General features: G+C 66.6%; 21 protein-coding genes. 9 read left to right on the forward strand and 12 right to left on the reverse strand.

Annotation, left to right across the window (positions count from 1 at the left end):
• Together ACJH7A_RS23770 and ACJH7A_RS23775 are read right to left on the reverse strand one after the other, a co-directional pair.
• Window positions 1-663: a DUF2064 domain-containing protein gene (locus ACJH7A_RS23770; protein ID WP_073696234.1), complete on the reverse strand. Its 663-nt coding sequence runs from the start codon at window positions 661-663 to the stop codon at window positions 1-3.
• Window positions 660-1,316 carry a glycosyltransferase family 2 protein gene (locus ACJH7A_RS23775; RefSeq protein ID WP_083612319.1) on the reverse strand — a complete coding sequence of 219 codons (657 nt, stop codon included), beginning with the start codon at window positions 1,314-1,316 and terminating at the stop codon, window positions 660-662. The genes ACJH7A_RS23770 and ACJH7A_RS23775 overlap by 4 nt, the downstream gene beginning before the upstream one ends.
• Window positions 1,317-1,432: 116 nt before the next feature.
• On the opposite strand from ACJH7A_RS23775, the gene ACJH7A_RS23780 reads away from it, so the two are divergent.
• The 5 genes from ACJH7A_RS23780 (at window position 1,433) to ACJH7A_RS23800 (ending at window position 6,037) form a co-directional block, all read left to right on the forward strand.
• A complete protein-coding gene (locus ACJH7A_RS23780) occupies window positions 1,433-2,122 on the forward strand; it encodes a response regulator transcription factor (protein WP_073696236.1) in 690 nt (229 codons plus the stop codon).
• Window positions 2,109-3,137, forward strand: a complete 1,029-nt coding sequence (locus tag ACJH7A_RS23785) for a sensor histidine kinase (protein ID WP_406802809.1) — start codon at window positions 2,109-2,111, stop codon at window positions 3,135-3,137. Before ACJH7A_RS23780 ends, ACJH7A_RS23785 begins: the two co-directional genes overlap by 14 nt.
• Entirely contained in the window at window positions 3,134-3,910 is a 777-nt protein-coding gene (locus ACJH7A_RS23790; protein ID WP_073696238.1) for a haloacid dehalogenase type II, read from the forward strand. Before ACJH7A_RS23785 ends, ACJH7A_RS23790 begins: the two co-directional genes overlap by 4 nt.
• 112 nt (window positions 3,911-4,022) lie before the next feature.
• Window positions 4,023-4,787: an SDR family NAD(P)-dependent oxidoreductase gene (locus ACJH7A_RS23795; RefSeq protein WP_212812748.1), complete on the forward strand. Its 765-nt coding sequence runs from the start codon at window positions 4,023-4,025 to the stop codon at window positions 4,785-4,787.
• Window positions 4,788-4,819: 32 nt separating this feature from the next.
• Window positions 4,820-6,037, forward strand: a complete 1,218-nt coding sequence (locus ACJH7A_RS23800; RefSeq protein WP_406802810.1) for an AI-2E family transporter — start codon at window positions 4,820-4,822, stop codon at window positions 6,035-6,037.
• On the opposite strand, the gene ACJH7A_RS23805 is transcribed toward ACJH7A_RS23800, so the two are convergent.
• Window positions 5,964-6,620, reverse strand: coding sequence for a DUF4245 domain-containing protein (locus ACJH7A_RS23805; RefSeq protein WP_406802822.1), 657 nt, complete (start codon window positions 6,618-6,620; stop codon window positions 5,964-5,966). The genes ACJH7A_RS23800 and ACJH7A_RS23805 overlap by 74 nt on opposite strands.
• A gap of 127 nt (window positions 6,621-6,747) precedes the next feature.
• Between ACJH7A_RS23805 and glpX the strand changes: the two genes are divergently transcribed.
• From glpX to ACJH7A_RS23820, 3 genes are all read left to right on the forward strand, one after another.
• Window positions 6,748-7,776 (forward strand): class II fructose-bisphosphatase, encoded by a 1,029-nt coding sequence (glpX, locus tag ACJH7A_RS23810; protein ID WP_135355678.1) that lies wholly within the window; start codon window positions 6,748-6,750, stop codon window positions 7,774-7,776.
• 28 nt (window positions 7,777-7,804) lie between these two features.
• Entirely contained in the window at window positions 7,805-9,211 is a 1,407-nt protein-coding gene (locus ACJH7A_RS23815; protein ID WP_061001747.1) for a class II fumarate hydratase, read from the forward strand.
• A 434-nt stretch (window positions 9,212-9,645) separates the two neighbouring features.
• Window positions 9,646-10,083, forward strand: a complete 438-nt coding sequence (locus ACJH7A_RS23820; protein WP_406802811.1) for a hypothetical protein — start codon at window positions 9,646-9,648, stop codon at window positions 10,081-10,083.
• 211 nt (window positions 10,084-10,294) lie between these two features.
• Here ACJH7A_RS23820 and ACJH7A_RS23825 read toward each other — a convergent pair whose 3' ends face one another.
• The 8 genes from ACJH7A_RS23825 to ACJH7A_RS23860 form a co-directional block, all read right to left on the reverse strand.
• Window positions 10,295-11,164, reverse strand: coding sequence for a polysaccharide deacetylase family protein (locus tag ACJH7A_RS23825; protein WP_406802812.1), 870 nt, complete (start codon window positions 11,162-11,164; stop codon window positions 10,295-10,297).
• 86 nt (window positions 11,165-11,250) lie between these two features.
• Window positions 11,251-12,564, reverse strand: a complete 1,314-nt coding sequence (locus tag ACJH7A_RS23830; RefSeq protein WP_029104718.1) for a PhoH family protein — start codon at window positions 12,562-12,564, stop codon at window positions 11,251-11,253.
• 190 nt (window positions 12,565-12,754) lie between these two features.
• Window positions 12,755-13,576, reverse strand: coding sequence for an acyl-ACP desaturase (locus ACJH7A_RS23835; RefSeq protein ID WP_406802813.1), 822 nt, complete (start codon window positions 13,574-13,576; stop codon window positions 12,755-12,757).
• Window positions 13,577-13,669: 93 nt separating this feature from the next.
• Window positions 13,670-16,132 carry a hypothetical protein gene (locus ACJH7A_RS23840; RefSeq protein WP_406802814.1) on the reverse strand — a complete coding sequence of 821 codons (2,463 nt, stop codon included), beginning with the start codon at window positions 16,130-16,132 and terminating at the stop codon, window positions 13,670-13,672.
• 193 nt (window positions 16,133-16,325) lie between these two features.
• A complete protein-coding gene (locus ACJH7A_RS23845; RefSeq protein WP_406802815.1) occupies window positions 16,326-17,534 on the reverse strand; it encodes a PucR family transcriptional regulator in 1,209 nt (402 codons plus the stop codon).
• A 93-nt stretch (window positions 17,535-17,627) separates the two neighbouring features.
• Window positions 17,628-18,290: a DUF4190 domain-containing protein gene (locus ACJH7A_RS23850; protein WP_406802816.1), complete on the reverse strand. Its 663-nt coding sequence runs from the start codon at window positions 18,288-18,290 to the stop codon at window positions 17,628-17,630.
• 185 nt (window positions 18,291-18,475) lie between these two features.
• Window positions 18,476-19,948: a glycine hydroxymethyltransferase gene (locus ACJH7A_RS23855; RefSeq protein ID WP_406802817.1), complete on the reverse strand. Its 1,473-nt coding sequence runs from the start codon at window positions 19,946-19,948 to the stop codon at window positions 18,476-18,478.
• Between the two features lie 138 nt (window positions 19,949-20,086).
• On the reverse strand, window positions 20,087-21,319 hold the full coding sequence (locus tag ACJH7A_RS23860) for a DUF885 domain-containing protein (protein WP_406802818.1): 1,233 nt from the start codon (window positions 21,317-21,319) through the stop codon (window positions 20,087-20,089).
• A gap of 63 nt (window positions 21,320-21,382) precedes the next feature.
• Between ACJH7A_RS23860 and coaA the strand changes: the two genes are divergently transcribed.
• Window positions 21,383-22,321 carry a type I pantothenate kinase gene (gene coaA, locus ACJH7A_RS23865; RefSeq protein ID WP_029104715.1) on the forward strand — a complete coding sequence of 313 codons (939 nt, stop codon included), beginning with the start codon at window positions 21,383-21,385 and terminating at the stop codon, window positions 22,319-22,321.
• A 73-nt stretch (window positions 22,322-22,394) separates the two neighbouring features.
• Here the strand turns inward: coaA and ACJH7A_RS23870 are convergent, their stop codons facing one another.
• Complete coding sequence (locus tag ACJH7A_RS23870) at window positions 22,395-22,796, reverse strand: hypothetical protein (protein ID WP_406802819.1); 402 nt, start codon at window positions 22,794-22,796, stop codon at window positions 22,395-22,397.
• Window positions 22,797-22,878 lie beyond the last annotated feature (82 nt).

Genomic DNA, 22,878 nt, shown 5'->3' on the forward strand with positions numbered 1-22,878 from the left:
TCACACCCCGATCGCCGCAGTAAGGCTCCGGAACCGACTGCCCTGCGGACAGCGCGCCCGCACTACGGCGATGTCGTCGATGACGTCGACATCCGACAGTTCGGTCACCAAATCCACGGTCAGGCCGGCGTGCGCCAAAGCGCGCTGTGTCCGGGCCCCGGTATCGGCTTGCGACATCGGAACCGTACGCAGGCTGTCGGCGCCGACGCCGTTGTGCAGCCCGAGCAGCCACCAACCACCATCGCTGGCCGGCCCCAGCACCGAGTCGGCGCGAAGCAACCGAAGTGCGCACGCCGTCAGCAACTTGGCAGTCACCTGCGGGGTGTCCATGCCGATCTGCAGCACCGGGTATCCGAGGCACGCCGCATCGTGGTGCGCATTGGCCAAGCGCTCACCAAAATCATTGCCACGCTGGGGAACAACGGTGAATTCTGCCAGCCGTTCCCGGATCGCGGCGGCCCCCCGCGCGGACGCAAGATCGCCGGTCAACGCCACCATGCGCGCGACGGTCGGCGTCGCGGCCACCGCGTCCAGAGTGTCCAACAGCGCGGCGGCGGCGAGATCCGCCGCTCCCTCCGCACCCAATGTGTGGGCCAACCGGGTTTTGGCCAGACCAGGTACCGGAGCCTTCGCCACCACCAGCACAGTCACGGGAACGGTCATGAGATCACCCGCCAGAAGTCCAGTGCGGCAAGAAAACTGCCACGCAACGAACCGCTCACTTTCGACTCGCCGCCGGTGCGCGGGCCATAGCTGACATCGGTTTCAACTACCTGCCAGCCCGCCTGCCCCGCGCGCACCAACAGTTCCAGCGGATAGCCGAATCGACGATCCGCGATACCGAGACCCAGCAGCGCCTCGCGCCGGGCCACCCGCATGGGCGCAATGTCGTGCACCGGCAACCTGTATCGGGTCCGCAATCGCCAACACACCACGGCGGTGCCCAGGCGGGCATGCCAGTGCCAACGTAGCCCGGGAACCGCGCGGCGCCGCCCGATGACCAGGTCGGCACCGCGGTCGAGCATCGCAACCAGATACGGCAACGCCCGCGGGTCCAGCGACCCGTCGGCGTCGAGCACCGCAACCGTCGACGTCTGCGCTGCCAGCACGCCGGCATGGACCGCCGCACCGTATCCGGGCTCCAGTTCGGTGATCACGTCGGCGCCGTGGGCCCGCGCCACGGTCGCCGTCCCGTCGGTGCTGTTGTTGTCGACCACCAGAGCCCGGTATCCGTTTGGGAGGACGGCCAGAATCGCGGGCAGCGACTCGGCCTCGTTCAGACACGGCAGGATCACCGTGATCGCAGAGCTGGACATCATCCGACGGTAAAGCGGGCCGTGCGCCGCAGCCAAGGGTCAAATGATGACGAAACTGTGACATAGGTGCTGGTAGAAGCCATGACCAGAGTTACTGGCGGGCTAGGCTGTCGAGTGTGACGAGGGTATTGATCGCAGATGACGACCCCGTCGTGCGTGATGTGGTGCGTCGGTATCTGGAGCGAGACGGGCACAATGTCTCGATCGCGCGTGACGGCAATGAGGCGCTGGCGCTGTTGAACACGGAGCGTGTCGACATGGCGGTGCTCGACGTGATGATGCCCGGACCCGACGGGCTGACATTGTGCCGCAGCATGCGCCGCGGCGACGGCTACGGACTGCCGGTGATGCTCTTGACCGCGCTCGGCGAGGAGGACGACCGGATCGCCGGTTTGGAGGCCGGCGCTGATGACTACCTCACCAAACCATTCAGCCCCCGCGAGCTCGCCTTGCGGGTGCGTTCGGTGCTACGACGGGTGCCGGCTCGGGATCTGGCTGGGCCCTTGGAGATCACGAACGGTGCGCTGCAGGTGTCGACTTCCGCACATTCGGTGAGCATCGACGGCGTCGCAGTGAGTCTAACCAACCGTGAATTCGACTTGTTGGTGTTCCTACTCACCCATCCCGGCACTGTGTACTCCCGCGACCAGCTGCTGAAACTGGTGTGGCAGTGGGATTTTGGCGACCAATCGACGGTGACGGTGCACATCAAACGGCTGCGCGCCAAACTCGGTGCGGCACATCGGATTCAGACGGTATGGGGGCGCGGCTATCTGTGGGGAGACGACGATCATGCCGGCAACTGACCTGTGGGAGATCATCGGTTGGGCACTGGCCTGTTCGGTTCCCGTCGTGGTAGCCGGCGGCGTGTTGATCCACCTGGCTCGCTCCTGGTCGCTGGCGGTCAGCATGGTTGCCCTGGTTCTGATTCCAACCCTCGCGACCTTCACCGGCGTGCTCGGCGCCAGCGGCTTCATGATCACCGAGACCTTCGAGCACATCGCGGTGGTGCTGGTGATCGTCGCGGTGGTGACCATCCCCGCGGCGGTGATGCTGGCCCGCTACCAAGCGCGAAGAACGGTGTGGGAGCAAGAAATCCGAGCTTCCGAGCGGGCCGCCGAACAATCCCGGCGCCGCCTGGTGGCGTTCGTCAGCCACGACCTGCGTACCCCACTGGCCGGTATCCGAGCGGTGTCCGAGGCGATCTCCGATGGCCTCGTGGACAGTACCGAGGTGCGGTCGCACGCCAAACACATTGAGCAGGAATCGATTCGGCTTTCCGAGATGGTCGACGACCTGTTCGAGATGTCGAAGATCAATGCCGGCGCGGTCCAACCGGCGCACGACACCGTCGCGCTCGATGAAGTCGTCGACGACGTCTTGGCTACCCACCGGATCGCCGCGGAGCGAGCCGGGGTGCAACTGGCTGCTCAACTGCCGGCCGAACCCGTCCGAGTGATCGGCAGTGACCGGGCGTTGGTGCGGGTGCTGTCCAATCTGGTGGCCAACGCCATCGCCCATACCCCGGAAGGGGGCCGCGTCGAGCTGACGCTGGGCCGCGACGCCGACGGCGCCTGGGCCCGCGTCGACGACACGGGAGTGGGTATCGACGAGGCTGATCTGGCCAGGGTGTTCGACGTCGCCTATAGGGGGTCCAACGGCCGCGTGCCGCGCGCCGATTCGTCACTGCCGAGTGGGTCCGGTTTGGGACTGGCCATCGCAGCGGGTCTGGTGCAGGCCCACCGCGGCACGTTGTCGGCTCACAACCTCGAAACGGGCGCACGCTTCGAGGTTCGGCTACCACTCGCCGACGGCATATGAAGGCAGATTTATCGCGCCGAGGCTTCATCGGCCTCACGGCCGCGGCCGGCCTGAGCGCCGGCCGGTCACCGTCAGCGTCGGCCGCTCCGGGCCGACCTGGCCCCATTCGGGCCGTCGCCTTCGACGCGTTTACCGTGTTTGATCGCAGGCCAATCGACAATGCCGCCGAGGACATATTTCCAGGCGCCGGAACGACATTGATCGAAGCATGGCGAGTCCGGCAATTCGAATACACCTGGTTGCGCACCTTGTCGGGTACGTACACCGACTTCTGGACCGTCACCGAGGATGCGCTCGAATTCGCGGTACAGCAGTGCAAACTGCGGCTCAATCCCGCCGGTCGCGAACAATTGATGGGCGCTTGGCTCAGATTGACACCATGGCCAGATGCCCCGGCTGCGGTCCGCACGTTCAAGGACCGCGGGCTACACCTCGCTTTTCTATCCGACGCCACCGTGACGATGCTTGACTCCTGGGTCACGAACGCAGGGCTGGACGATGTCTTTCGCCCACACTTGAGCACCGACCGCGTCAAAGCGTTCAAACCCGACCCCCGCGCATACCAGCTGGGCGAAGATGCATTCGGCATCCCGCGCACACAAATCGCATTCAGCGCGCACGGCGGCTGGGACGCGGCCGGCGCCGCAGCATTCGGCTACCGCACCTTTTGGGTCAATCGCAGCGACGCGCCGGCCGAACGACTGTCGGCAACCCCCGAAGCCACCGGCGTCGACCTCACTCAGTTGGTCGAGTTCGTCGACGAACGCTCCTGACGGGAACGCGAAGCGAGTACGCGCATCGGTCACAGATGTGAACAGATTATGTAATCTGTTCACACCGCGGCGTCTGGGCCGGGTCCACCGTCGATCACGCCAGGAGAAACCAGTGAGCACACAGCGCAGCGCCCTCGTCGTCGGTGGGGCATCCGGTATCGGCTGGGCCACCGCCCAAGGACTGGCCGCGCAGGGCTACCGCGTCACCATCGCCGACCGGAACGCCGAACTCGCCGAGGCCCGCTCCGCCGAACTCGGCGCACCGCACACCGCCGTCGCCGTCGAGGTCACCGACGAAGCGTCCGTCGCTGCCGTCTTCGAGCAGACCGGGGAGCTGGACGCCGTCGTCAGCTGCGCCGGGTTCTCGACCTTCGGGCTCATCGTCGACATGCCGGTCGAGGACTTCCGCGCCGTCGTCGACTGCTGCCTGACGGGGTCGTTCATCGTCACCAAATACGCCGGCCAGAAGTTGCGTGAGGGTGGGTCGCTGGTGTGCATCTCGTCGCTCAACGGCCGCCAGCCCGCCATCGGCATGAGCGCCTACAGCGCCGCCAAGGCCGGCCTGTCGATGCTGACCGAGGTGGCCGCATTGGAGTTGGGCCCCAAGGGCATTCGCGTCAACGCCGTCGCCCCCGGTTTCGTGACCACTCCCCTGACCGAAGGCGCCGCGATGATCCCCGGCGTCGTCGACGAGTACGTCGAGAACACCGCGCTGGGCCGCGCCGGCACCCCCGAGGACATCGCCAACGCCGTGCTGTTCCTGTGCTCGGAGCAGTCGTCCTGGATGACGGGCGAGGTTCTCGACCTCAACGGCGGCGCGCATCTCAAGCGCTACCCCGACATCATGAGCCACCTCCTCAAGCTCGCGTCGGGGTAGCAACCGGCGGCAAATCCGTCAGAATCACCGTCATGGACACCGAATTCACGGTCACCCAGAAACGGGCCCTCGCCGTCGCGACGGTCCTGGCGGTCGGATTCGGCGCGTACTTCCTGCGCGGGCAGTTCATGCTGGTCGTCGTTGCCGGGGTGGTGGCCTACCTTTTCACCCCGTTGTTCCGTCGGCTGTCGAAGCGGCTGAGCACCGGCCTGTCGGCCACCCTGACCCTGCTGGCCGCGCTGCTGGTCGTGGTTGTGCCGATCAGCGGGGCCGTCGCCATCGGCGTCGTCCAGATCACCGCCATGATCCGCAACGTGTCGCAGTGGGTGAGTCGTAACGACATGGGCGCGCTGGGCACCCGGGCGCTGCAAGCCGCCAACGACCTGCTGGCACAAATCCCCTACCTGCACCACGTGACCCTGACGCCCGAGTCGGTCCAGAAGTGGATCATCACGTTTGCGCAGCGCGCGGGCGAGTGGGGCCTGAACGTGCTGCAGACCGCCGCGGGCGGACTTTTCGGCGCGCTCGCCGGTGCCGTCATCTTCATCTATGTGTTCATCTCGCTGCTGGTCAACGGCGATGACGTGGTCCTACTGATCCGGCGGCTCAACCCACTCGGCGAGGACGTCACCGACCTGTACCTGGCCAAGATGGGCGCCATGGTGCGCGGCACGGTACTCGGCCAGTTCGTCATCGCACTGGCGCAGGGTGTGTCCGGCGCGATCTCGATCTACATCGCCGGCTTCCACGACGGCTTCTTCATCTTTGCGATCCTGCTGAGCGCCCTGTCGGTGATTCCGCTCGGTGGAGGCATCGTCAGCATCCCGTTCGGCATCGGCATGGCACTGTTCGGCAACATCGGCGGCGGCCTGTTCGTGATCCTGTTCCACATCCTGGTGGTCACCAACATCGACAACGTGCTCCGGCCGATCCTGGTCCCCAAGGCGGCGCGGTTGGACTCCGCGCTGATGCTGCTGTCGGTGTTCTCCGGCATCGCGATGTTCGGTTTCCTGGGCCTGGTGATCGGCCCGGTGCTGATGATCGTCGTCGTCACCACCATCAGCGTGTACCTCGCTGTGTACAAAGGCGTTCCGTTGAGCGAACCCGAGCCCGATGAACCCCGGCCACCGGGGCGCCTCACACGGCTCATCTCCACGATGCGCCACAAGCAGCCCGCTACGGCAGTGGCTGCGCCTTCTGCGTCGCCTCCGCCAGAGTCCGATAGTCGACCGGACTCGCCGACCCACTGACCGCGACCTGGGACGGGCCCATCGGGCCGTCGAGCTTGGCGGTCCAGATCGGCTCTGTGCCCTGCTGGTCCTCGCCGGCCCCCTCGTACACCACCCAGTGCACCCCGCCCAGGTCCTGCGCCCCGGTCGGGTACATGCCGCTGTGGATCGAGGACACCAGCTTCTCCTCGTCGGCATTGCTCTGAGTCAGCGCGACGAACATGCCGGAGGCGGTCAGATAGCCGACCCTCGACATCAGCGCCCGCGTGGGTTGCTTGGTGACGGGATCGGTGCGGCCCGCCTCGATGGCGCCGCGCGACCCCGAATTGGCGTGCCAGCCGGACGGCAGCTCCGGGATCCGGATCGGGATGTGCAACGCGGCGGCGTCGGCCTTGAGGGCGGCCGGGGCGTCGTACTGCGGCGCCGGGCCCTTACCCGGCCCCTGCGGCGCGAACGAACACATGCCGAGCATCCCGGCCAGCGCAACACAGGCCACCACCAGCGGGGCGATGGACCAGAACATGTCGCGGCCGTCCTGCAGCAGCCGGTCCTTCGCCGGGCGCGGCACCGGCACCGACTGCCCCTCGGCGACCGCGTTGGGCACGGCGGCGGGCCGCCCATCAGATGCGGCGACAGACTGGTCGTCGGGTTCCGGCGATTGAGACGTCACAGGGCTCAGTATCCCAACTCCCGACCGCACACCAACAAATGGCTAATGGGACAATCGGCGCATGACGCCTTCGCGCCGAGAAGCCCCAGACCGCAACCTCGCCCTCGAACTGGTCCGCGTGACCGAAGCCGGGGCCATGGCCGCCGGCCGCTGGGTCGGCCGCGGCGACAAGGAAGGTGGCGACGGTGCAGCCGTCGATGCCATGCGTGAGCTGGTCAATTCGGTCTCGATGCGCGGCGTCGTGGTCATCGGCGAGGGCGAGAAGGACCACGCCCCGATGCTCTACAACGGCGAAGAGGTCGGCAACGGCGACGGTCCGGACTGCGACTTCGCCGTCGACCCGGTCGACGGCACCACCCTGATGAGCAAGGGCATGCCCAATGCCATCTCGGTGCTCGCAGTCTCCGAGCGCGGCACCATGTTCGACCCGTCGGCCGTGTTCTACATGAACAAGATCGCCGTCGGACCGGACGCCGCCGACGTCATCGACATCACCGCACCCATCGGCGAGAACATCCGCCGCGTCGCCAAGCGCCTCAACGAGTCGGTGGCCGATGTCACGGTGTGCATCCTGGACCGCCCCCGGCACGCCCAGCTGATCAGCGAGGTCCGCGAGGCCGGTGCCCGCATCCGCCTGATCTCCGACGGCGACGTCGCCGGCGCCATCTCGGCCTGCCGCCCCGAGTCCGGCACCGACATCCTGGCCGGTATCGGTGGCACGCCCGAAGGCATCATCGCCGCGGCCGCCATCCGCTGCATGGGCGGCGCCATCCAGGCCGTCCTCGCGCCGACCGACGACGACGAGCGCCAGCGGGCCCTGGACCGTGGCTACGACCTGGAGCGCGTGCTGACCACCGAAGACCTGGTCGCCGGCGACAACGTCTTCTTCTGCGCGACGGGCGTCACCGATGGTGACCTGCTCAACGGTGTGCGGTACTTCGCCGGCGGTTGCACCACGCAGTCGATCGTGATGCGCTCGAAGTCCGGCACCGTCCGGATGATCGAGGCCTACCACCGGCTGTCCAAGCTCAACGAATACTCCGCGGTGGACTTCACCGGGGATATTTCCGCCGCACACCCCCTGCCGTAATTCGTTTCACCTCAACCAAAGGGAGCACATGTCCGACAACGATGTCGAGTACCGGATCGAGCACGACACCATGGGCGAGGTCCGGGTTCCGGTCAACGCCCTGTGGCGCGCGCAGACACAACGCGCCGTGGAGAACTTCCCCATCTCGTTCCGCGGCCTGGAGCGCACCCAGATCCGCGCGCTGGGTCTGCTGAAGGGCGCCTGCGCACAGGTCAACAAGGACCTGGGCCTGCTGGACCCCGACAAGGCCGACGCCATCATCGCCGCCGCCGGTGAGATCGCCGACGGTCTGCACGATGACCAGTTCCCCATCGACGTGTTCCAGACCGGCTCGGGCACCAGCTCGAACATGAACGCCAACGAGGTCATCGCCTCCATCGCGGCGCGCAACGGCGTCGAGGTCCACCCCAACGACCACGTCAACATGTCGCAGAGCTCCAACGACACCTTCCCCACCGCCACACACATCGCGGCAACGGAAGCCGCTGTGCGCCACCTGATTCCGGCCCTCGAGGTGCTGCACGAGTCGCTGGCCAACAAGGCCCGCGCGTGGCGCACCGTCGTCAAGTCCGGCCGTACTCACCTCATGGACGCGGTGCCCGTCACCCTGGGCCAGGAGTTCGGCGGCTACGCCCGCCAGATCGAGGCCGGCATCGAACGCGTCAAGGCGACATTGCCCCGCCTGGGTGAGCTGGCCATCGGCGGCACCGCCGTCGGCACCGGCCTGAACGCCCCTGACGGCTTCGGCTCCAAGGTCGTCGACGTGCTGGTGAACCAGACCGGCATCGCCGAACTGCGTACCGCCGCAGACTCTTTCGAAGCCCAGGCCGCCCGCGACGGACTCGTCGAGGCGTCCGGCGCGCTCAAGACCATCGCGGTGTCGCTGACCAAGATCGCCAACGACGTGCGCTGGATGGGCTCGGGCCCGCTGACCGGCCTCGGCGAAATCCAGCTGCCGGACCTGCAGCCGGGTAGCTCGATCATGCCGGGCAAGGTGAATCCTGTTCTGCCCGAAGCGGTTACCCAGGTGGCCGCGCAGGTCATCGGCAACGACGCGGCCGTCACCGTCGGCGGTCTGTCGGGCGCCTTCGAGCTGAACGTCTACATCCCGATGATGGCCCGCAACGTGCTGGAGTCCTTCACGCTGCTGTCCAACGTGTCGCGGCTGTTCGCGTCCAAGTGCATCGACGGCCTCGTCGCCAACGAGGACCACCTGCGCACGCTGGCGGAGTCGTCGCCGTCGATCGTGACGCCGCTGAACTCGGCCATCGGCTACGAAGAGGCCGCCAAGGTCGCCAAGGAAGCCCTCAAGGAGAAGAAGACCATCCGGCAGACGGTCATCGACCGCGGCCTGATCGGCGAGAACCTCTCCCTGGCCGAGCTGGACAAGCGTCTCGACGTGCTGGCCATGGCGAAGGTCAAGGACGGCGAGTAGTTTTCTGCGCTGAGCCGCGAAGCCCCCAGAATCCCTGGATTCTGGGGGCTTCGTGTTTCGCCGGAATTCACGTCCAGGGTGCGTACAGATCGTCAGATCCGCGGGCGGGAGGCGCTGGCGGCACAGTCGCGAGGCTCCGCCCGCTGGGCACTCGACAAGCAAATGCCCTGTGCCCGTTGACTTTGCGGTTATGCAGACAAAGTTCGAGTAGCGCGGATCCTGAGCGCACGATCAACGCGAGGCCGACATTGATTCCGCGGCTACGGCGCAAAATCCCGAGTGGACATGACCGTGAGCGCAGGATCAATGGGACAGAACAGCCCGCTCGGCAGCCGCCAGCTCACATCGCAGGTGAAGCGAATGTGAACAGCTCCTTACTGGACAGATACTGCCGGGAAACGGGATTCGACCCGTGCGTTTGCAATTGTGTTGCAATGACGGCCGAGCTCACCGATTCGCACCGAGGTGCCCGGCTGGATGCCGTCCCGTGCATGACGCACGGCCGCTTCCACATGCCGCACACGCACACCGGCGAGCGGCTGTCCAAACCCCAGGCCGAGGTCCTCAAACTCGTGACGACAGCACCGGGTCAACGGAACGCCGATGTCCTGCAGGCCAGGCTGTTCATCGAACTGCTCGAGGACGAACTGGCCGAGTTGCACCTGCAACTGGCGGTGACGGAGCGCCGGGCGGCCAAGCAGGGCGCCGACAAGCATCTCGACGTACTGCGGGGGCGCATCGCCGATCTCCTGGCGATGCGTCGACGCGATCGTCGACCGCTTCCCCACTGCGTAGCTCCGCCGCGAGTCAGCTCGTCAGATCGTGGCTCAGCAGATGCGTTGGCGCCCGAGTCGGGCGGAAAAAGTCCGTGAGTTCAATCGCGATGACCAACCACCGGTGGTGATTGAACCCAGGGACGTCCAGCGGCCGGAAAAGGTACCTGACTTCAGTCAGGGCAGCCACGCCCCACCACGATTGAAGCCACGTACATCTGATGCTCGAGGCACCCACGAATATGTCGCGGCCACTCAAAACGTTTCGGGTTGTCGATGCGAGCGCGTACCTGAAACCGCCCCGGCGTGACTACTGACCGTTGTTCGAGCCGCCGGAATTGGCACCCGGGATGTCGGTGATCGGGATGTTCGGCATCGGCGGCGGCGACGGGGTGTTGGGCAGCGTCGGAATTTCGGCCGGCGGGATGTCGGTCAGATCGTTGACCGGCGGGCCGTTCTCCCGGCTGCCGTAGCTGGTGCCCGGTTCGCGGTGGCCGACCATGTGGCTGACGGTCACCATGTGGTAGCCGTTGGCCTTGAGCACCGGGATGAACTGCTGTACCAGATCGACCGTCGACGAATAGGTGTCGTGGAAGAGCACGACCGAATTCGGCTTGATCTGTGTCATCAGCATGTAGCGGGTGGCGGCGGTGTTGGAGTCGTTGGCCCAGTCGAACGGGATGACGTCCCAGTTGATGTCGGCCAGGCCCTGCTTCTTGGCCTCGGCGAGCACCTGGTCGTTGATCAGGCCGCCGGCGGTGCGCACGAGTTTCGGCCGCTGGCCGGTGGCTTTCTCGATGGCATCGCTGGCCTTGCTGAACTGGCCCGCGATGAACTCCGGCGGGATGGTCGTCATGTTGGGGTGTTCCCAGGTGTGGCTGCCCAGCTCCATCCCGGCGTCGACGACGCGCTTGGCGCCGTCGGGGTTGGCGGCGACCTTGTTGCCGATCTCGAAGAACGTCGCCTTGGCGTCGTTGTCCTGCAGGATTTTCAGCAGCCGGTCGGTGTACGGGCTGGGACCGTCGTCGAACGTGAGCGCGACGCACTTGTACTTGCTGCAGTCGACTTCGTCGGCCTTGGCGACATTTCCGGTCTGGCACCCGACCACGACGATCGTCACACCGGCACACACGCCGAGGACGGTTCGCCAGTAGGGCCAGGCCTTGTTCTCGCGTCGCACCCAATCACCTTACCGACGCCGCGATTTGTGCACGAAAACCCGCGTTCAGCGCGGAAAATCGTGCACAAATCGCGGCCCGGTTCACGTCACGGCAGGGTGCCGGGGCTGATTTCCTCGAGCATCTCGGTGACGAGCGCGGCAATCGGCGAGCGTTCGCTGCGCATCAGGGTGATGTGCGCGAACAGGGGGTGCCCCTTGAGCTTCTCGATCACCGCGGCGACACCGTCGTGCCGGCCGACGCGCAGGTTGTCGCGCTGGGCGACGTCGTGCGTGAGGACCACCCGAGAGCCCGAGCCCAGCCGGGACAGCACGGTCAGGAGCACGTTGCGCTCCAGTGACTGGGCCTCGTCGACGATGACGAAGGAGTCGTGCAGCGAGCGGCCGCGAATGTGGGTCAGCGGCAACACTTCCAGCATTCCGCGGGACAGCACCTCTTCCAGCACGGCCGGGCTGGCCAGGCCTTCCAGGGTGTCGAAGACGGCCTGCGCCCACGGGCCCATCTTCTCGCTCTCGCTGCCCGGCAGGTAGCCGAGGTCTTGTCCGCCAACGGCATACAGCGGCCGGAACACGACGACCTTGCGCTGGGTGCGGCGCTCGAGCACCGCCTCGAGGCCGGCGCACAGCGCCAGCGCCGACTTACCGGTACCGGCCTTGCCGCCGAGGGAGACGATGCCGACGGATTCGTCGAGCAGCAGATCGAGGGCGACGCGTTGTTCGGCTGACCTTCCCCGGAGGCCGAACACTTCGCGATCACCGCGGACCAGCTGCACCCGCTTCTCGGCGTTGACCCGGCCGAGCGCGTGCGACGTGCCGCCGAGCAGCCGGATTCCGGTGTGGCACGGCAGATCCCGCGCTTCCAGCAGGTCGACCTCGCCGTCGGCGAACAGCGTGTCGATGTCTTCCGGCGAGGCGTCCATCTCGGTCATGCCGGTCCAGCCGGACGTCACGACATCCTGCGCGTGATACTCGTCGGCAGTCAGGCCCACCGCGCCGGCCTTGACGCGCAGCGGAATGTCCTTGCTGACCAAGGTGACTCGCTTGCCCTCGGCCGCGAGGTTGGCGGCGCAGGCGAGGATACGGTGGTCGTTGGTGTCGGTGCGGAAGCCCGAGGGCAGCACCGACTGGTCGACATGGTTCAGCTCGACCTGGAGCGTTCCCCCTTGCGTCCCAACAGGAATCGGCTGATCCAGTCGACCGTGTTCCAACCGCAAGTCATCGAACATGCGCAGGGCCTGCCGGGCGAACCAGCCCAGTTCGTGGTGGTGGCGTTTACCCTCCAGCTCACTGATGACCACCAGGGGGACAACCACTTCGTGCTCAGCGAAGCGCGTGCATGCCCAGGGATCGGACAGCAACACGGAGGTATCGAGCACGTAGGTACGGACCTGCGAATCAGACACGTGGCGCTCCTCGGCCCGTGCGGCCCCACACGAGTACTTCGGTGGACGCAGCGGTACCTGGACCGGGGCCGGTCCCAATCTCTAATCGGGTACCGCCCGGATAGCAGAGCAATTCGCTAGCCATCACCGGCGACGCTACCCCCGGCGACGGCCGCGCGCTCACTGGCGCGCCGTGACTGTTTTGTGACGTCTAGATGAACTGAGCGAGCGACGGTTCGTCGCTCAGCCCCCACGCCTTGATGCGCTCCGAGATGACGGTGCGCAGCGCCGCGCCGTCGAAGATGCCGGCGTCAGCAACAACCTGGACCTTGTCCTGGTACGCGTCGATGTCCGCACCGATGACCTCGATGCCCGCGGCCCGGGCCGCGATGGCGGCGATGGTCTCGTCGCGGTGCGTCTGCAGCAGGTGCGAGACCAGGTTCGCGAAGAACTCCTCGTGCCGCTCTTCGTCGCGGGCGATGCGGCCGGCCATGGCCGCCAGCACCGGCTCCTCGATCTGAGCCTGCAGGTTACGGGTGAAGACGGCATGCGCGCGCTCGAAGAACGCCATGAAGACCAACGTCTCGATCTGGCTGTACTTGTCGGCCCGGTAGCCCTTCATGACGTGCTCGACGCGCACGTCCTCGTTGGCGGTCGGGTCGATCTGGCGGGTGACGACCAGGTAGTTACGCAGCGCGATGGCGTGCAGGTGCTCCTCGGCGGTCCAGCGGCCCAGCCAGCGGCCCCACTTGTCTTCGAGGATGAAGTGTTCGACCAGCTCACGGTGGTAGCCGGCGAGGTTGTCCTTGGTGATGAGCAGGATTTCCAGCGCATCGGTGACCGGCTTGGGCAGCGTGACGCTGGAGGCGTCCCAGTCGGTGCCGCCGAGGAAGGCGAAGTTCTCGCCCTGCTCGAACGGGACGTAGTCATGGGCGTACCAGGCTTCCTCAGTCGCGAGGTGCCGGGACAGCTCGGTGTCCACCACGGGCTCGAGCTCGAGGGTCAGTGCGTTGGCAACCGGTTTCTCAGCCATGAAAGTAACTGTAACCCGAGTTCACATGTTTTTGAAATCTGCCCCGCACAAATGGGGGCCGGTGTCACCCGGCCCCCATTCGCCCGCAGACGGTTACTTCGTTGTGCCCGAACCTGCGCCTGCGGTCTTTTCTCCGCCACCAGCAGAAGCCGAATTCTTACTTTCGGCGTGCTGCTTGCTTTGTGCGGGTTTGGAGTCCTCCGGGCCACTCGTCTGCGTGGCGCCAGAAGTGCTGGAACCCTTGGCAACCTTGGACGGCTTTCCATTGGCAGGTTTCGATCGCTTCCCGTCCTTGGGCTGCTTGACGTGCGGCGTGCCGTCGGTCTGCTGGTTCTCACCATTGGCGGCCGCCGGCTTGGCCGATCCCTCGGCCGCCGGGGTGTCAGACGGTTTCGCAGGGCTGCTCGCCGGAGTGCCCGCCGGGTCTGCAGCTGTCGATGCTGCCGGGCTGGCGGGCTGTGCCGTCGGTGTTGTGTCCGCCTCATGTGTGGTCTTCGCTGTCGGAGTCACGTCCGCGCCGAATGTTGCTGCGGTCGGCGCCGGCGTCCCGGTCGGTGTTTGTGACGTGGGGTTGGCCGCGGGGATCGCGCCGCGCAGCCCACCGACCAGCATGTGCCCTGTGGTTCGGCCGAGGTCTCCGAGCTCCTTGACGACCGTCTTGACGTTGCCCATCGTCAACGGCGAGTAGCTGTCGGCGCGGTTCAGCGCCACCGACAGGTCGTCACGCGCGTTCAGGAAGCCTGCAGTGACGCTGGTGCTCGGGTCGGTCAAGGTCTGGTTGATGATTGTGCCCAAACCTTGGATGCCACTGCCCAGCGCCGCGACCACGGCGGTGATGTTCCCGGAAGCGAGGCCGGCCCGGATTTGGGTGAGGGTCTGGTTGATGAGTAGGTCGCACCGCAGAGCGGACAGGACCATGGGATTCACGATGTCCTGGGCCGCCAACGGAATGTTCTGCACGAGAGCGGACAAGCTGCCGACGGGGTTGGCGAAGATGCCGCGGGCGAGGTCGACGTAGTCCGGGTTGAGGGCAGATTGCGTGATCCGGTCCAGGACGGACGGGACGTTGCTCTGGCTACCGAATATCTCGTTGAACTTGTCGGTGCCGACCGCTGCCCTGATCTGATCGAGCTCCAAATTCGCCGTCGCCCAGCCAGTGGGCACGTTGTTCTGGTTGTGCACGTAATTGAACTCGAACATCCGCCGTTTGAGGCTGGCCGCGTACTGCTGCGGGGTGACGGTCGGGGTATCGGCCGGCAAGTGCAGACGGACATCAGAGATCGGGACTACTTGGGCCGTCACCGCATTGTTGTCGAGCGTGCCGTTGACGTCCTGGAACCGGAGCGTGACGGAGCCGTTGACGACGCCTCCGTTGTCCAGCCAGTTCGCGACGCCGGGGTTCGTGGCGCTGACGACGTAATAGGTGTAACCGTCGTCTGCCTGAAAAATGTTGCTGCCGTTGAGGCTGCTCTGCGCGGTCACATACGGCAGATCCAGCTGCCAGATATTGGTCAGCTGGGCAGCCACGTAGCCGGCCGAAACGGTGGGCACCTTGACCACGAGCGCCTGGTCCGGCTGCAGGTTGAAGTGTCCGATGCTGGTCAATTGCCCCGGCAGAATCGGGCCGCCGACCGCCGAAGTCGTCGGCTTGATCACGGTGAAGGTGTTTTCCGGTACTGCGGCCCAGACCGCCTGAATTCCCTTATTCGTGACGCTGGAATTGAACCCGGAGACATTGTCCGCGACGCCGGCCAACACCGCCGCCACCTGGCTTTCTGACAGCACCGGCAGCTTGAACTGCGACGATGAACTCTGCTGCTTGATGAGGATCGTGTCGTGCGGAATGCCCCAGTCGGTGGTGGTATCGCGCATGAGGATCGTCTGGGCGCCGGTGCTGTTCACCCAGTTGCCCGGTTGCTGGTCCGGACTGATCACCACGGTGTACGTGCCGTCCGCATTCGGTGTGAATTGCGTCAGGTCATAGCTGACACCGGTCGAGATGAACTTCCCGTCCATGATGTTCCCCGACATCGGAACGAAGGTCACCACCTTGGTGCCAGGGCGAGGGGTGATGGTCACCGTGTACGACTCGCCCCGCACGGCCAGCAGCGTGTACTTGTTGTCCGCCGTCGGGTCGTTCGAGAACGGCAGAGGCTCGGCAGACGGCGCGTTCCAGGGGGCGGTGAGAAATTCACCGTTGCGGTCGTAGCCGTTGATCCGGTTCTGTTCATTGAGCGCACCGAAGAGCACGCCCATCGCCAGGGCCTGGGTGTATTGCGGCAACGAACTCACGTCGGACGGTTTGATGAACGGATAGTTGCTGTTGGTGGCGATGATCTGCTGCTGTTGGGCGAGGATCTGATCTGTCACGGCCTGGTAGCTGTCCGCGGCGAACGCCTGCGGGGCGGTGAGCGTCGCGACCATGGCGCCGGCGACGGCGGTCGTGGCGATCCCCCGCTTGGCCCGGGAGCGGCGCCGCGCCGCACGGTTACCGGCCGCTACCGGTTGATCGTCCCCTGCCCTATGCGACCGCCAGGAGTGGCCCAACTCAGACATTCTTCGCCCCTTCGTGATGGGTCTGCCCGGGTTGGCTGACTCAGCGCGAACGCCCGGGGTGTGATGTGGTGAACAGCTCGACGAAATTGTCGTCCACGTCACGATATGAGCGATCGCTGTGCTGAACCAATGGGTGCTCAGACCAGGGTTTTCGGGCCGGCATGTGCAAAATGCACATCACCTCGTCGTGAGCTTAGGAAACCGGCGCAAGCACCCGCCCGCCGTACCAGTGGCAAATCTCGAGGGCCAGCGCGACGGTCAGGGTGTCGGCGTCGAGGCGCAGGCCGTATTGGTCGACGGCCTGCTGAACCCTGAGATAGACGGTGTTGCGGTGGAACATCGTGCGCTTCGCGGTCTCGGTGTAGCTGCAGTTGGCGGCCAGGAAGGCCCGGAGGGTCTCGCGTAGCTGCTCGCACCGCGCGTCGTCGTCCGCCAACGAGCCGAGGACGGCGGCGACGAACGCCGCGAGGTCGGCCGGCTCGTCCGCCAGCAACGCGACCGACGCGACGTCGCCGAAGAGCACGACCTGTGGCGCATGGGGTGCCGACAAGGCCAGCTCCTTGACCCGCGCCGCCGTGCGCGCTGTCGAGCGGAAACCGTCGAGCCCATCCCCACGCCGGCCGACAGTGACGCGTAACCCGTTGATGCACAACCGTTTTGCGAGTTCATCGTGGTCCGTGCGGGCGGTCACCGGCAGCCGTAACCAGATGCGCTGTTGCGATTCGCCGCCGGCGACGAGGACGTCGTCGACGCCCGGCAGCACCTGACGCAGGACCGTCACCACTTTGGGCAGCGCGTCGGCCGCAGCGGCGTCGTCAGCCCATGCCTCGACTGCGAGGTGACTTCCCGACAACCGGTACCCGAGCGCCGATTCCGCTTGCGCCACATCGGGTTCGGCGTCATTGAGGAGTCGGGTGATCCACTGCCGCCGGATCGCTTCGTCGGTGCGGACGCGTTGCGTCAGCCGGTCCTCGTACAGCGCGGTGATCTGCTCGGTGACCCGGCCGTTATGGGACCCGCTGAGATTCACCACCTCGATCATCGCCTCGGCCACCCCGGGTGCAGTGGCCGGCATCTCCGCCAGACAGGCGCTCAGCATCCGGCCATGCCCGACCCGGTAGGCCTTCAGGATCGCGGACAGCGGGACGCCGTCGGTCACCGCCCGCTCGACGTTGGCGATGGCGAGGCTCGACGGCGAGATGCTCTGCGGGTCAATCCCGTTCGCCAGAACGTCGAGGAAGAGATCGAGGCTCTCCGTGGCGTTGACAGCGACGATCTCGTGGAACGACGGGTCGCTGAGCTCGGGCACCGCGGCCAGGATCTCGGCGATCACACCCGCGACGAAAGCGTCCTTGTCCCGGGCGAAGTACTCGATGATCGCGGCCAGCGCCTGACTGCCCATCTGCCACCTCCTCGGCCGCAGCTCAGGCTACCGAGGTGTGCACCGCGCACACCTGGTTTCCGGCACCCAGCACCCTCGAATCGGCGAACGCCGTCAGCCGTGCAGCCCTTTGAACATCACAAGAACGATCGCCACGTTGGCAATCGTCAGAACCAGACCGATGATGATCGCCGCCAAGGCCAGTCCACTCCCGTCCTGGCCGGTCCGGGCGATCTGGGATCGCGCCACGAAGCCGAGGATCGCGCCCACCACCGGCACGAAAAAGGCGCAGATCAACGCGGCCGTGGCCAAGCCGTTCGTGCCGGCGGCACCCGGAGCCCGAACTCCCGGCGCCCTGTCGGCGGTGACCGGGCTGCCGTCCGGGGTGTAGCCGACGACCGGGTAGATGGGTTGGCCCTCAGGGGTGTAGCCGAGCGGGGCCGCGATGGCGACGCGTGCCTGCGCACGCCGGACCGCGCCGTTGTAGCCGGCGCGGCGGATCAGCGCGACGAACGAGCCGATTACGAGGACCGCCGCGATCACGATGGCGACCGCGTTGCCTCTCGTCCGCATCTCGTAGCCGCCCTGACTAGCTACAGAGTTGATGCCGGCGATGACCGCGACGGCGCCCGGAATCGACAACAATGCGAGGGCGACGAAGGGACCGACCGGCTTTGCCTGCGCGGTCGGCGGGAGCTCTTTCCGCCCGGGCGCCATAGCAATCACGGCGACCCCGACCATCACGAGCAGAATGACGACGGGAAACAAGAAAGCCAACGCCAAGCCCCCTTCAGTGCAGGAGACACGGCATTGCGCGTGCCCGCTGAGGACGCTAGCCGATGCGGAGCTGCAGGGGGCGGGTTCTCAAGCGCAATTGTTAGCCAGTACCCCACGAACGTGGTGCCTACGACCAAAAATCTCGCGACTTTGCGGTCATAGGCCCCACTTTCGATGTCAGAACGTCAAAGCGTCAGACCCGGGTACAGCGGGTTGGCGTCGAGCATCTCGGCCGACGCCGCGCGGACGCGGTCAGCGGTGCCGTCGGCCAGCGTGTACTTGGCCTTGGACGGGCCGGTCGACGCGGCGGTCGGCTGGGTGTTCGACAGCACGTCGACCACCAGCTCGGCGACCTTGTCGAACTCGTCGGCGCCGAAGCCACGCGTGGTCAGCGCCGGGGTGCCGAAGCGGATGCCGCTGGAGTACCAGGCGCCGTTCGGGTCGTTCGGGATCGAGTTGCGGTTGGTGACCACACCGGCGTCCAACAGCGCCGACTCGGCCTGCCGGCCCGTCAGCCCGAACGACTGCACGTCGAGCAGCACCAGGTGGTTGTCGGTGCCGCCGGTGACCAGCGTCGCGCCGCGCTTGAGGAAGCCGTCAGCCAGCGCCTTGGCGTTGTCGGCGACGTTCTGCGCATAGGTCTGGAACTCAGGCTGCCGGGCCTCGGCGAGCGCGACGGCCTTGGCGGCCATGACGTGCGACAGCGGGCCGCCGAGCACCATCGGGCAGCCCTTGTCGACGGCCGGGGCGTATTCCTCGGTCGCCAGGACCAGGCCACCGCGCGGACCGCGCAGCGACTTGTGCGTCGTCGTGGTGGTGACGTGGGCGTGCGGCACGGGGTTCTCGTCGCCGGTGAACACCTTGCCCGCGACCAGGCCGGCGAAGTGCGCCATGTCGACCATCAGGGTGGCGCCGACCTCGTCGGCGATCTCGCGCATCTTGGCGAAGTTCACGCGGCGCGGGTAGGCCGAGTAGCCGGCGACCAGCACCAGCGGCTTGAACTCGCGGGCCGCGGCGGCGACGGCGTCGTAGTCGATCAGACCGGTCGCCGGGTCGGTGCCGTAGCTGCGCTGGTGGAACATCTTGCCGGAGATGTTCGGCCGGAAGCCGTGGGTCAGGTGGCCGCCGGTGTCCAGCGACATGCCCAGCAGACGCTGGTTGCCCAGCTTGTTGCGCAGCTTCTCCCAGTCCGCTTCGGACAGGTCGTTGACGTGCTTGGCGCCGAGCTCGGCCAGGCCGGGGGCCTCGATGCGGGTGGCCAGGATGGCCCAGAACGCGACCAGGTTGGCGTCGATGCCCGAGTGCGGCTGCGCGTAGGCGTACGGCGCGCCGAAGAGCTCGCGGGCGTGCTCGGCGGCCAGGGCCTCGACGGTGTCGACGTTCTGGCAGGCCGCGTAGAACCGGTGCCCGACCGTGCCCTCGGCGTACTTGTCGGAGAACCAGGTGCCCATCGTCAGCAGCACGGCGGGCGACGCGTAGTTCTCGCTGGCGATCAGCTTCAGCGAACTACGTTGATCCTCAAGCTCTTTGCGGGTCGCGTCGGCAACCCGCGGCTCGACCTGCTCGATGACCCGCAGCGCCGCCTGGTAGGCCTCGCTGGCGGTGGCGGCGTAGCCGGCACCCAGGCCGGACTTGGACACGGAAGCGTCTGCGGTCATGCGTTCAGCCTAATAGGCGGGTGTTTGTGACCCCAACCGGCCACCGGCGCACGCCCGTCGGCCGCGACCGTCCGCAAACTGCACACGCCGCACCGTGTGTCGTCTGCAGACACGCACACTCGCGCCAGGGCTACCGGGCTAGTTCCGCAGGGACGACGGGATCAGCGGCTCGTCGAGCAGGCGGCCGAACCGCGCGGTGAGGCTGACGTCGGCGGGCCGCGCGTCGAGCCAGCCCCGCAGCAACCGGTACCCCTCGACGTAGGTCGACGTGTACGCGCGCCACAGCGGCGACGACAGGAACCGCATGGACTGCCGGGCCCGCTCCGGGCTGGTCAGCAGCCAGCGCTGCAGGAAGACGACCACCTCATCGGTGTCGCGGTGTTCGTCGTGCAGCATCAGCGCGGCGTCCTGGCGGACGTCGGCCAGCGCGGCACTCGCCGTCGAGATCGCTTCGGCGCGTTCGCCGTCGAAGCGCAGTCCGAGGTCCTGGTAGATCTCCGACGCCCACGCACCCCAGTCCGGTCCGATGGCGGCGTACAGCGCCAGGTCCGCGAGCCCCTCGGCCATCAGGCATTGCGGTGTGTTGACCAGGAAGATCGTCTGCTCGGCCTGGCCGCCCAGCTCGACGAGGCCGGCTTCTTTACGGCAGTGCTCGGTGTGGTGACCCGGGTACGACTCGTGCGCGACGAGCCGCGGCAGGTTCGACATCTGCTGCTTGAGGTCGGCGTTGACCGCGACCGTGGACCGGTAATTGCCCTCGTAGTAGTTGAAGCCCGACCACGGCTTGTCGGTGACGATCTCGTAGTTGATGGTCTCGCTGTCCGGCAGCGGGAAGTCGGCGCGGACCCGGTCGCGCAGCGCGGACGAGAAAGCGTGGATGCACTCCTCGAGTCGCTCGGGCGGAATCTCCTCGCCGGAGCGGTGCGCCTGCATGCGCTCGACCAGCGGGCCGCTGCCACCGAGCGCCTCGTCGAGCAGGCGATGCGCCTCGCGGTACTTGTCGTCGTCGCCCTTGGCGATGTCGACATCGAAGTAGTCACGGACCTCGTCGACGAAGCCGACGTCCTCCCCCGCGAACTTGCGACCCGCGCAGTCCAGGGCCCGCAGATGTGCCTTCAGGTAATCCGCCCGCTGCGGGTCCAGCCCGGACCCGTCGACCTCGCCGTGCAACCGGCGGGCCTGCCGGGCCAGCGTCGCGGGGTCCGGCGCGGATTCGTCGGCGACCTGCTTGCGCAGCGCCGGGTCGCCCGTGAACGAGTCGACGTAGCCCTCCTCGATGCGGTCGAACCGCAGACCGAGCAGCAGATATTCACGGATCAAGGCATCGGCGGCGGTGTCGGGAACCGGCATCGAGGTATGCCCAGTGCTCATACCCGCCCACGTTAGCCGGTACCCCCGCGTTCATCGCCCGGCAATGACTGCAAGACTGAGCACATGCCGCGGCCGAGCGAGCCGAGTCCCTACGTCGAGTTCGACAGGCGCCAATGGCGCGCGCTGCGTATGGCGACTCCCCTCAAACTCACAGCTCATGAGCTGCTGGGCCTGCGCGGTATGGGCGAGCAGCTCGACCTGCTGGAAGTCGAAGAGGTCTACCTGCCACTGGCCCGTCTGATCCACCTGCAGGTCGCCGCCCGGCAGCGCCTCTTCGCCGCGACGGCTGAGTTCCTCGGCGAACCACAGCAGAATCCCGACCGCCCGGTGCCGTTCATCATCGGCGTGGCCGGCAGCGTCGCCGTCGGCAAGTCGACCACCGCGCGTGTGCTGCAGGCACTGCTGGCCCGGTTCGGCCACCACCCGCGCGTCGACCTCGTCACGACCGACGGTTTCCTATACCCGAATGCCGAGCTCATGCGGCGAAAGATCATGCACCGCAAGGGCTTTCCCGAAAGCTACGACCGCCGCGCGCTGATGCGATTCGTCACCGCGGTCAAGTCGGGCGCCGACCAGGCGTCGGCCCCGGTGTACTCGCACCTGATCTACGACATCGTGCCCGGCGAGAAGGTCGTCGTTCGGCACCCCGACATCCTGATCATCGAGGGCCTCAACGTCCTGCAGACCGGGCCGGCCCTGATGATCTCGGACCTGTTCGACTTCTCGGTATACGTCGACGCCCGCATCGAGGACATCGAGCAGTGGTACGTGTCGCGGTTCCTCGCGATGCGGGCGGGCGCCTTCGCCAACCCGCAATCGCACTTCCACCACTACTCGACGTTGACCGACGAGCAGGCCATCTTCGCCGCCCGCGACATCTGGCAGTCGATCAACCTGCCCAACCTGATCCACAACATCCTGCCGACCCGGCCCCGCGCCACGCTGGTGCTGCGCAAAGACGCCGACCACTCGATCAACCGGCTGCGCCTTCGCAAGCTCTAGACATCTCTAGACAGGGATTTGTGCACGATTTTCCGCGGTGGGCGCGGAAAATCGTGCACAAATCCCCGGGTGATCAGGCGCGGCGGACGCCCTGGTACTGCAGTTCCGCCATCGCCAGGGTGTAGACGGCGCTGACGATCATCATGGCCACGCCCGTCGTCGTCAGCGGCCAGACGTCGTCGACCACGGCCAGCACCGCGGCGATGGTGAAGACCACATTGGCGATCGCCACCGCGATACCGGGACGACGCACCGCTGCCATGGTCGAGAACCCGTAGACGCCGACGCCGTAGACGACGAGCACCGTGGCGAGGACATAGACGGCCGGCTGCGGAATGCCGGACTCCGATGCGATGGCGCCGGCCGCGGCCGCCAGGATGACGCCACCGGTGCCGCTGATGAGGGCATCGGCACGCAGGGCCAGCCGCAGCAGGCGGTCGGACCGGACGCGGGTGGGGGTGGTGAGGGTGGTCATGGGTTTTCCTTAAGTTCGTAGTTGCAGTTATTTCGTGATGTTGTGACGGTTACGTTGAACTGCGACCCGGGTGGGTCGGGTG

The organism is Mycobacterium sp. SMC-17 (assembly GCF_045310915.1).
In the GTDB taxonomy this organism is placed as follows: domain Bacteria; phylum Actinomycetota; class Actinomycetes; order Mycobacteriales; family Mycobacteriaceae; genus Mycobacterium.

What these genes read in the sequence shown, in the direction of transcription:
- coaA (WP_029104715.1), top strand. Translation starts at nt 21,383, where the DNA reads ATGCCGCGGCCGAGCGAGCCGAGTCCCTACGTCGAGTTCGACAGGCGC.
- ACJH7A_RS23815 (WP_061001747.1), top strand. Translation starts at nt 7,805, where the DNA reads ATGTCCGACAACGATGTCGAGTACCGGATCGAGCACGACACCATGGGC.
- ACJH7A_RS23835 (WP_406802813.1), bottom strand. Translation starts at nt 13,576, where the DNA reads ATGGCTGAGAAACCGGTTGCCAACGCACTGACCCTCGAGCTCGAGCCC.
- ACJH7A_RS23800 (WP_406802810.1), top strand. Translation starts at nt 4,820, where the DNA reads ATGGACACCGAATTCACGGTCACCCAGAAACGGGCCCTCGCCGTCGCG.
- glpX (WP_135355678.1), top strand. Translation starts at nt 6,748, where the DNA reads ATGACGCCTTCGCGCCGAGAAGCCCCAGACCGCAACCTCGCCCTCGAA.
- ACJH7A_RS23855 (WP_406802817.1), bottom strand. Translation starts at nt 19,948, where the DNA reads ATGACCGCAGACGCTTCCGTGTCCAAGTCCGGCCTGGGTGCCGGCTAC.
- ACJH7A_RS23840 (WP_406802814.1), bottom strand. Translation starts at nt 16,132, where the DNA reads ATGTCTGAGTTGGGCCACTCCTGGCGGTCGCATAGGGCAGGGGACGAT.
- ACJH7A_RS23845 (WP_406802815.1), bottom strand. Translation starts at nt 17,534, where the DNA reads ATGGGCAGTCAGGCGCTGGCCGCGATCATCGAGTACTTCGCCCGGGAC.
- ACJH7A_RS23775 (WP_083612319.1), bottom strand. Translation starts at nt 1,316, where the DNA reads ATGTCCAGCTCTGCGATCACGGTGATCCTGCCGTGTCTGAACGAGGCC.
- ACJH7A_RS23770 (WP_073696234.1), bottom strand. Translation starts at nt 663, where the DNA reads ATGACCGTTCCCGTGACTGTGCTGGTGGTGGCGAAGGCTCCGGTACCT.
- ACJH7A_RS23785 (WP_406802809.1), top strand. Translation starts at nt 2,109, where the DNA reads ATGCCGGCAACTGACCTGTGGGAGATCATCGGTTGGGCACTGGCCTGT.
- ACJH7A_RS23860 (WP_406802818.1), bottom strand. Translation starts at nt 21,319, where the DNA reads ATGAGCACTGGGCATACCTCGATGCCGGTTCCCGACACCGCCGCCGAT.
- ACJH7A_RS23820 (WP_406802811.1), top strand. Translation starts at nt 9,646, where the DNA reads ATGACGGCCGAGCTCACCGATTCGCACCGAGGTGCCCGGCTGGATGCC.
- ACJH7A_RS23790 (WP_073696238.1), top strand. Translation starts at nt 3,134, where the DNA reads ATGAAGGCAGATTTATCGCGCCGAGGCTTCATCGGCCTCACGGCCGCG.
- ACJH7A_RS23870 (WP_406802819.1), bottom strand. Translation starts at nt 22,796, where the DNA reads ATGACCACCCTCACCACCCCCACCCGCGTCCGGTCCGACCGCCTGCTG.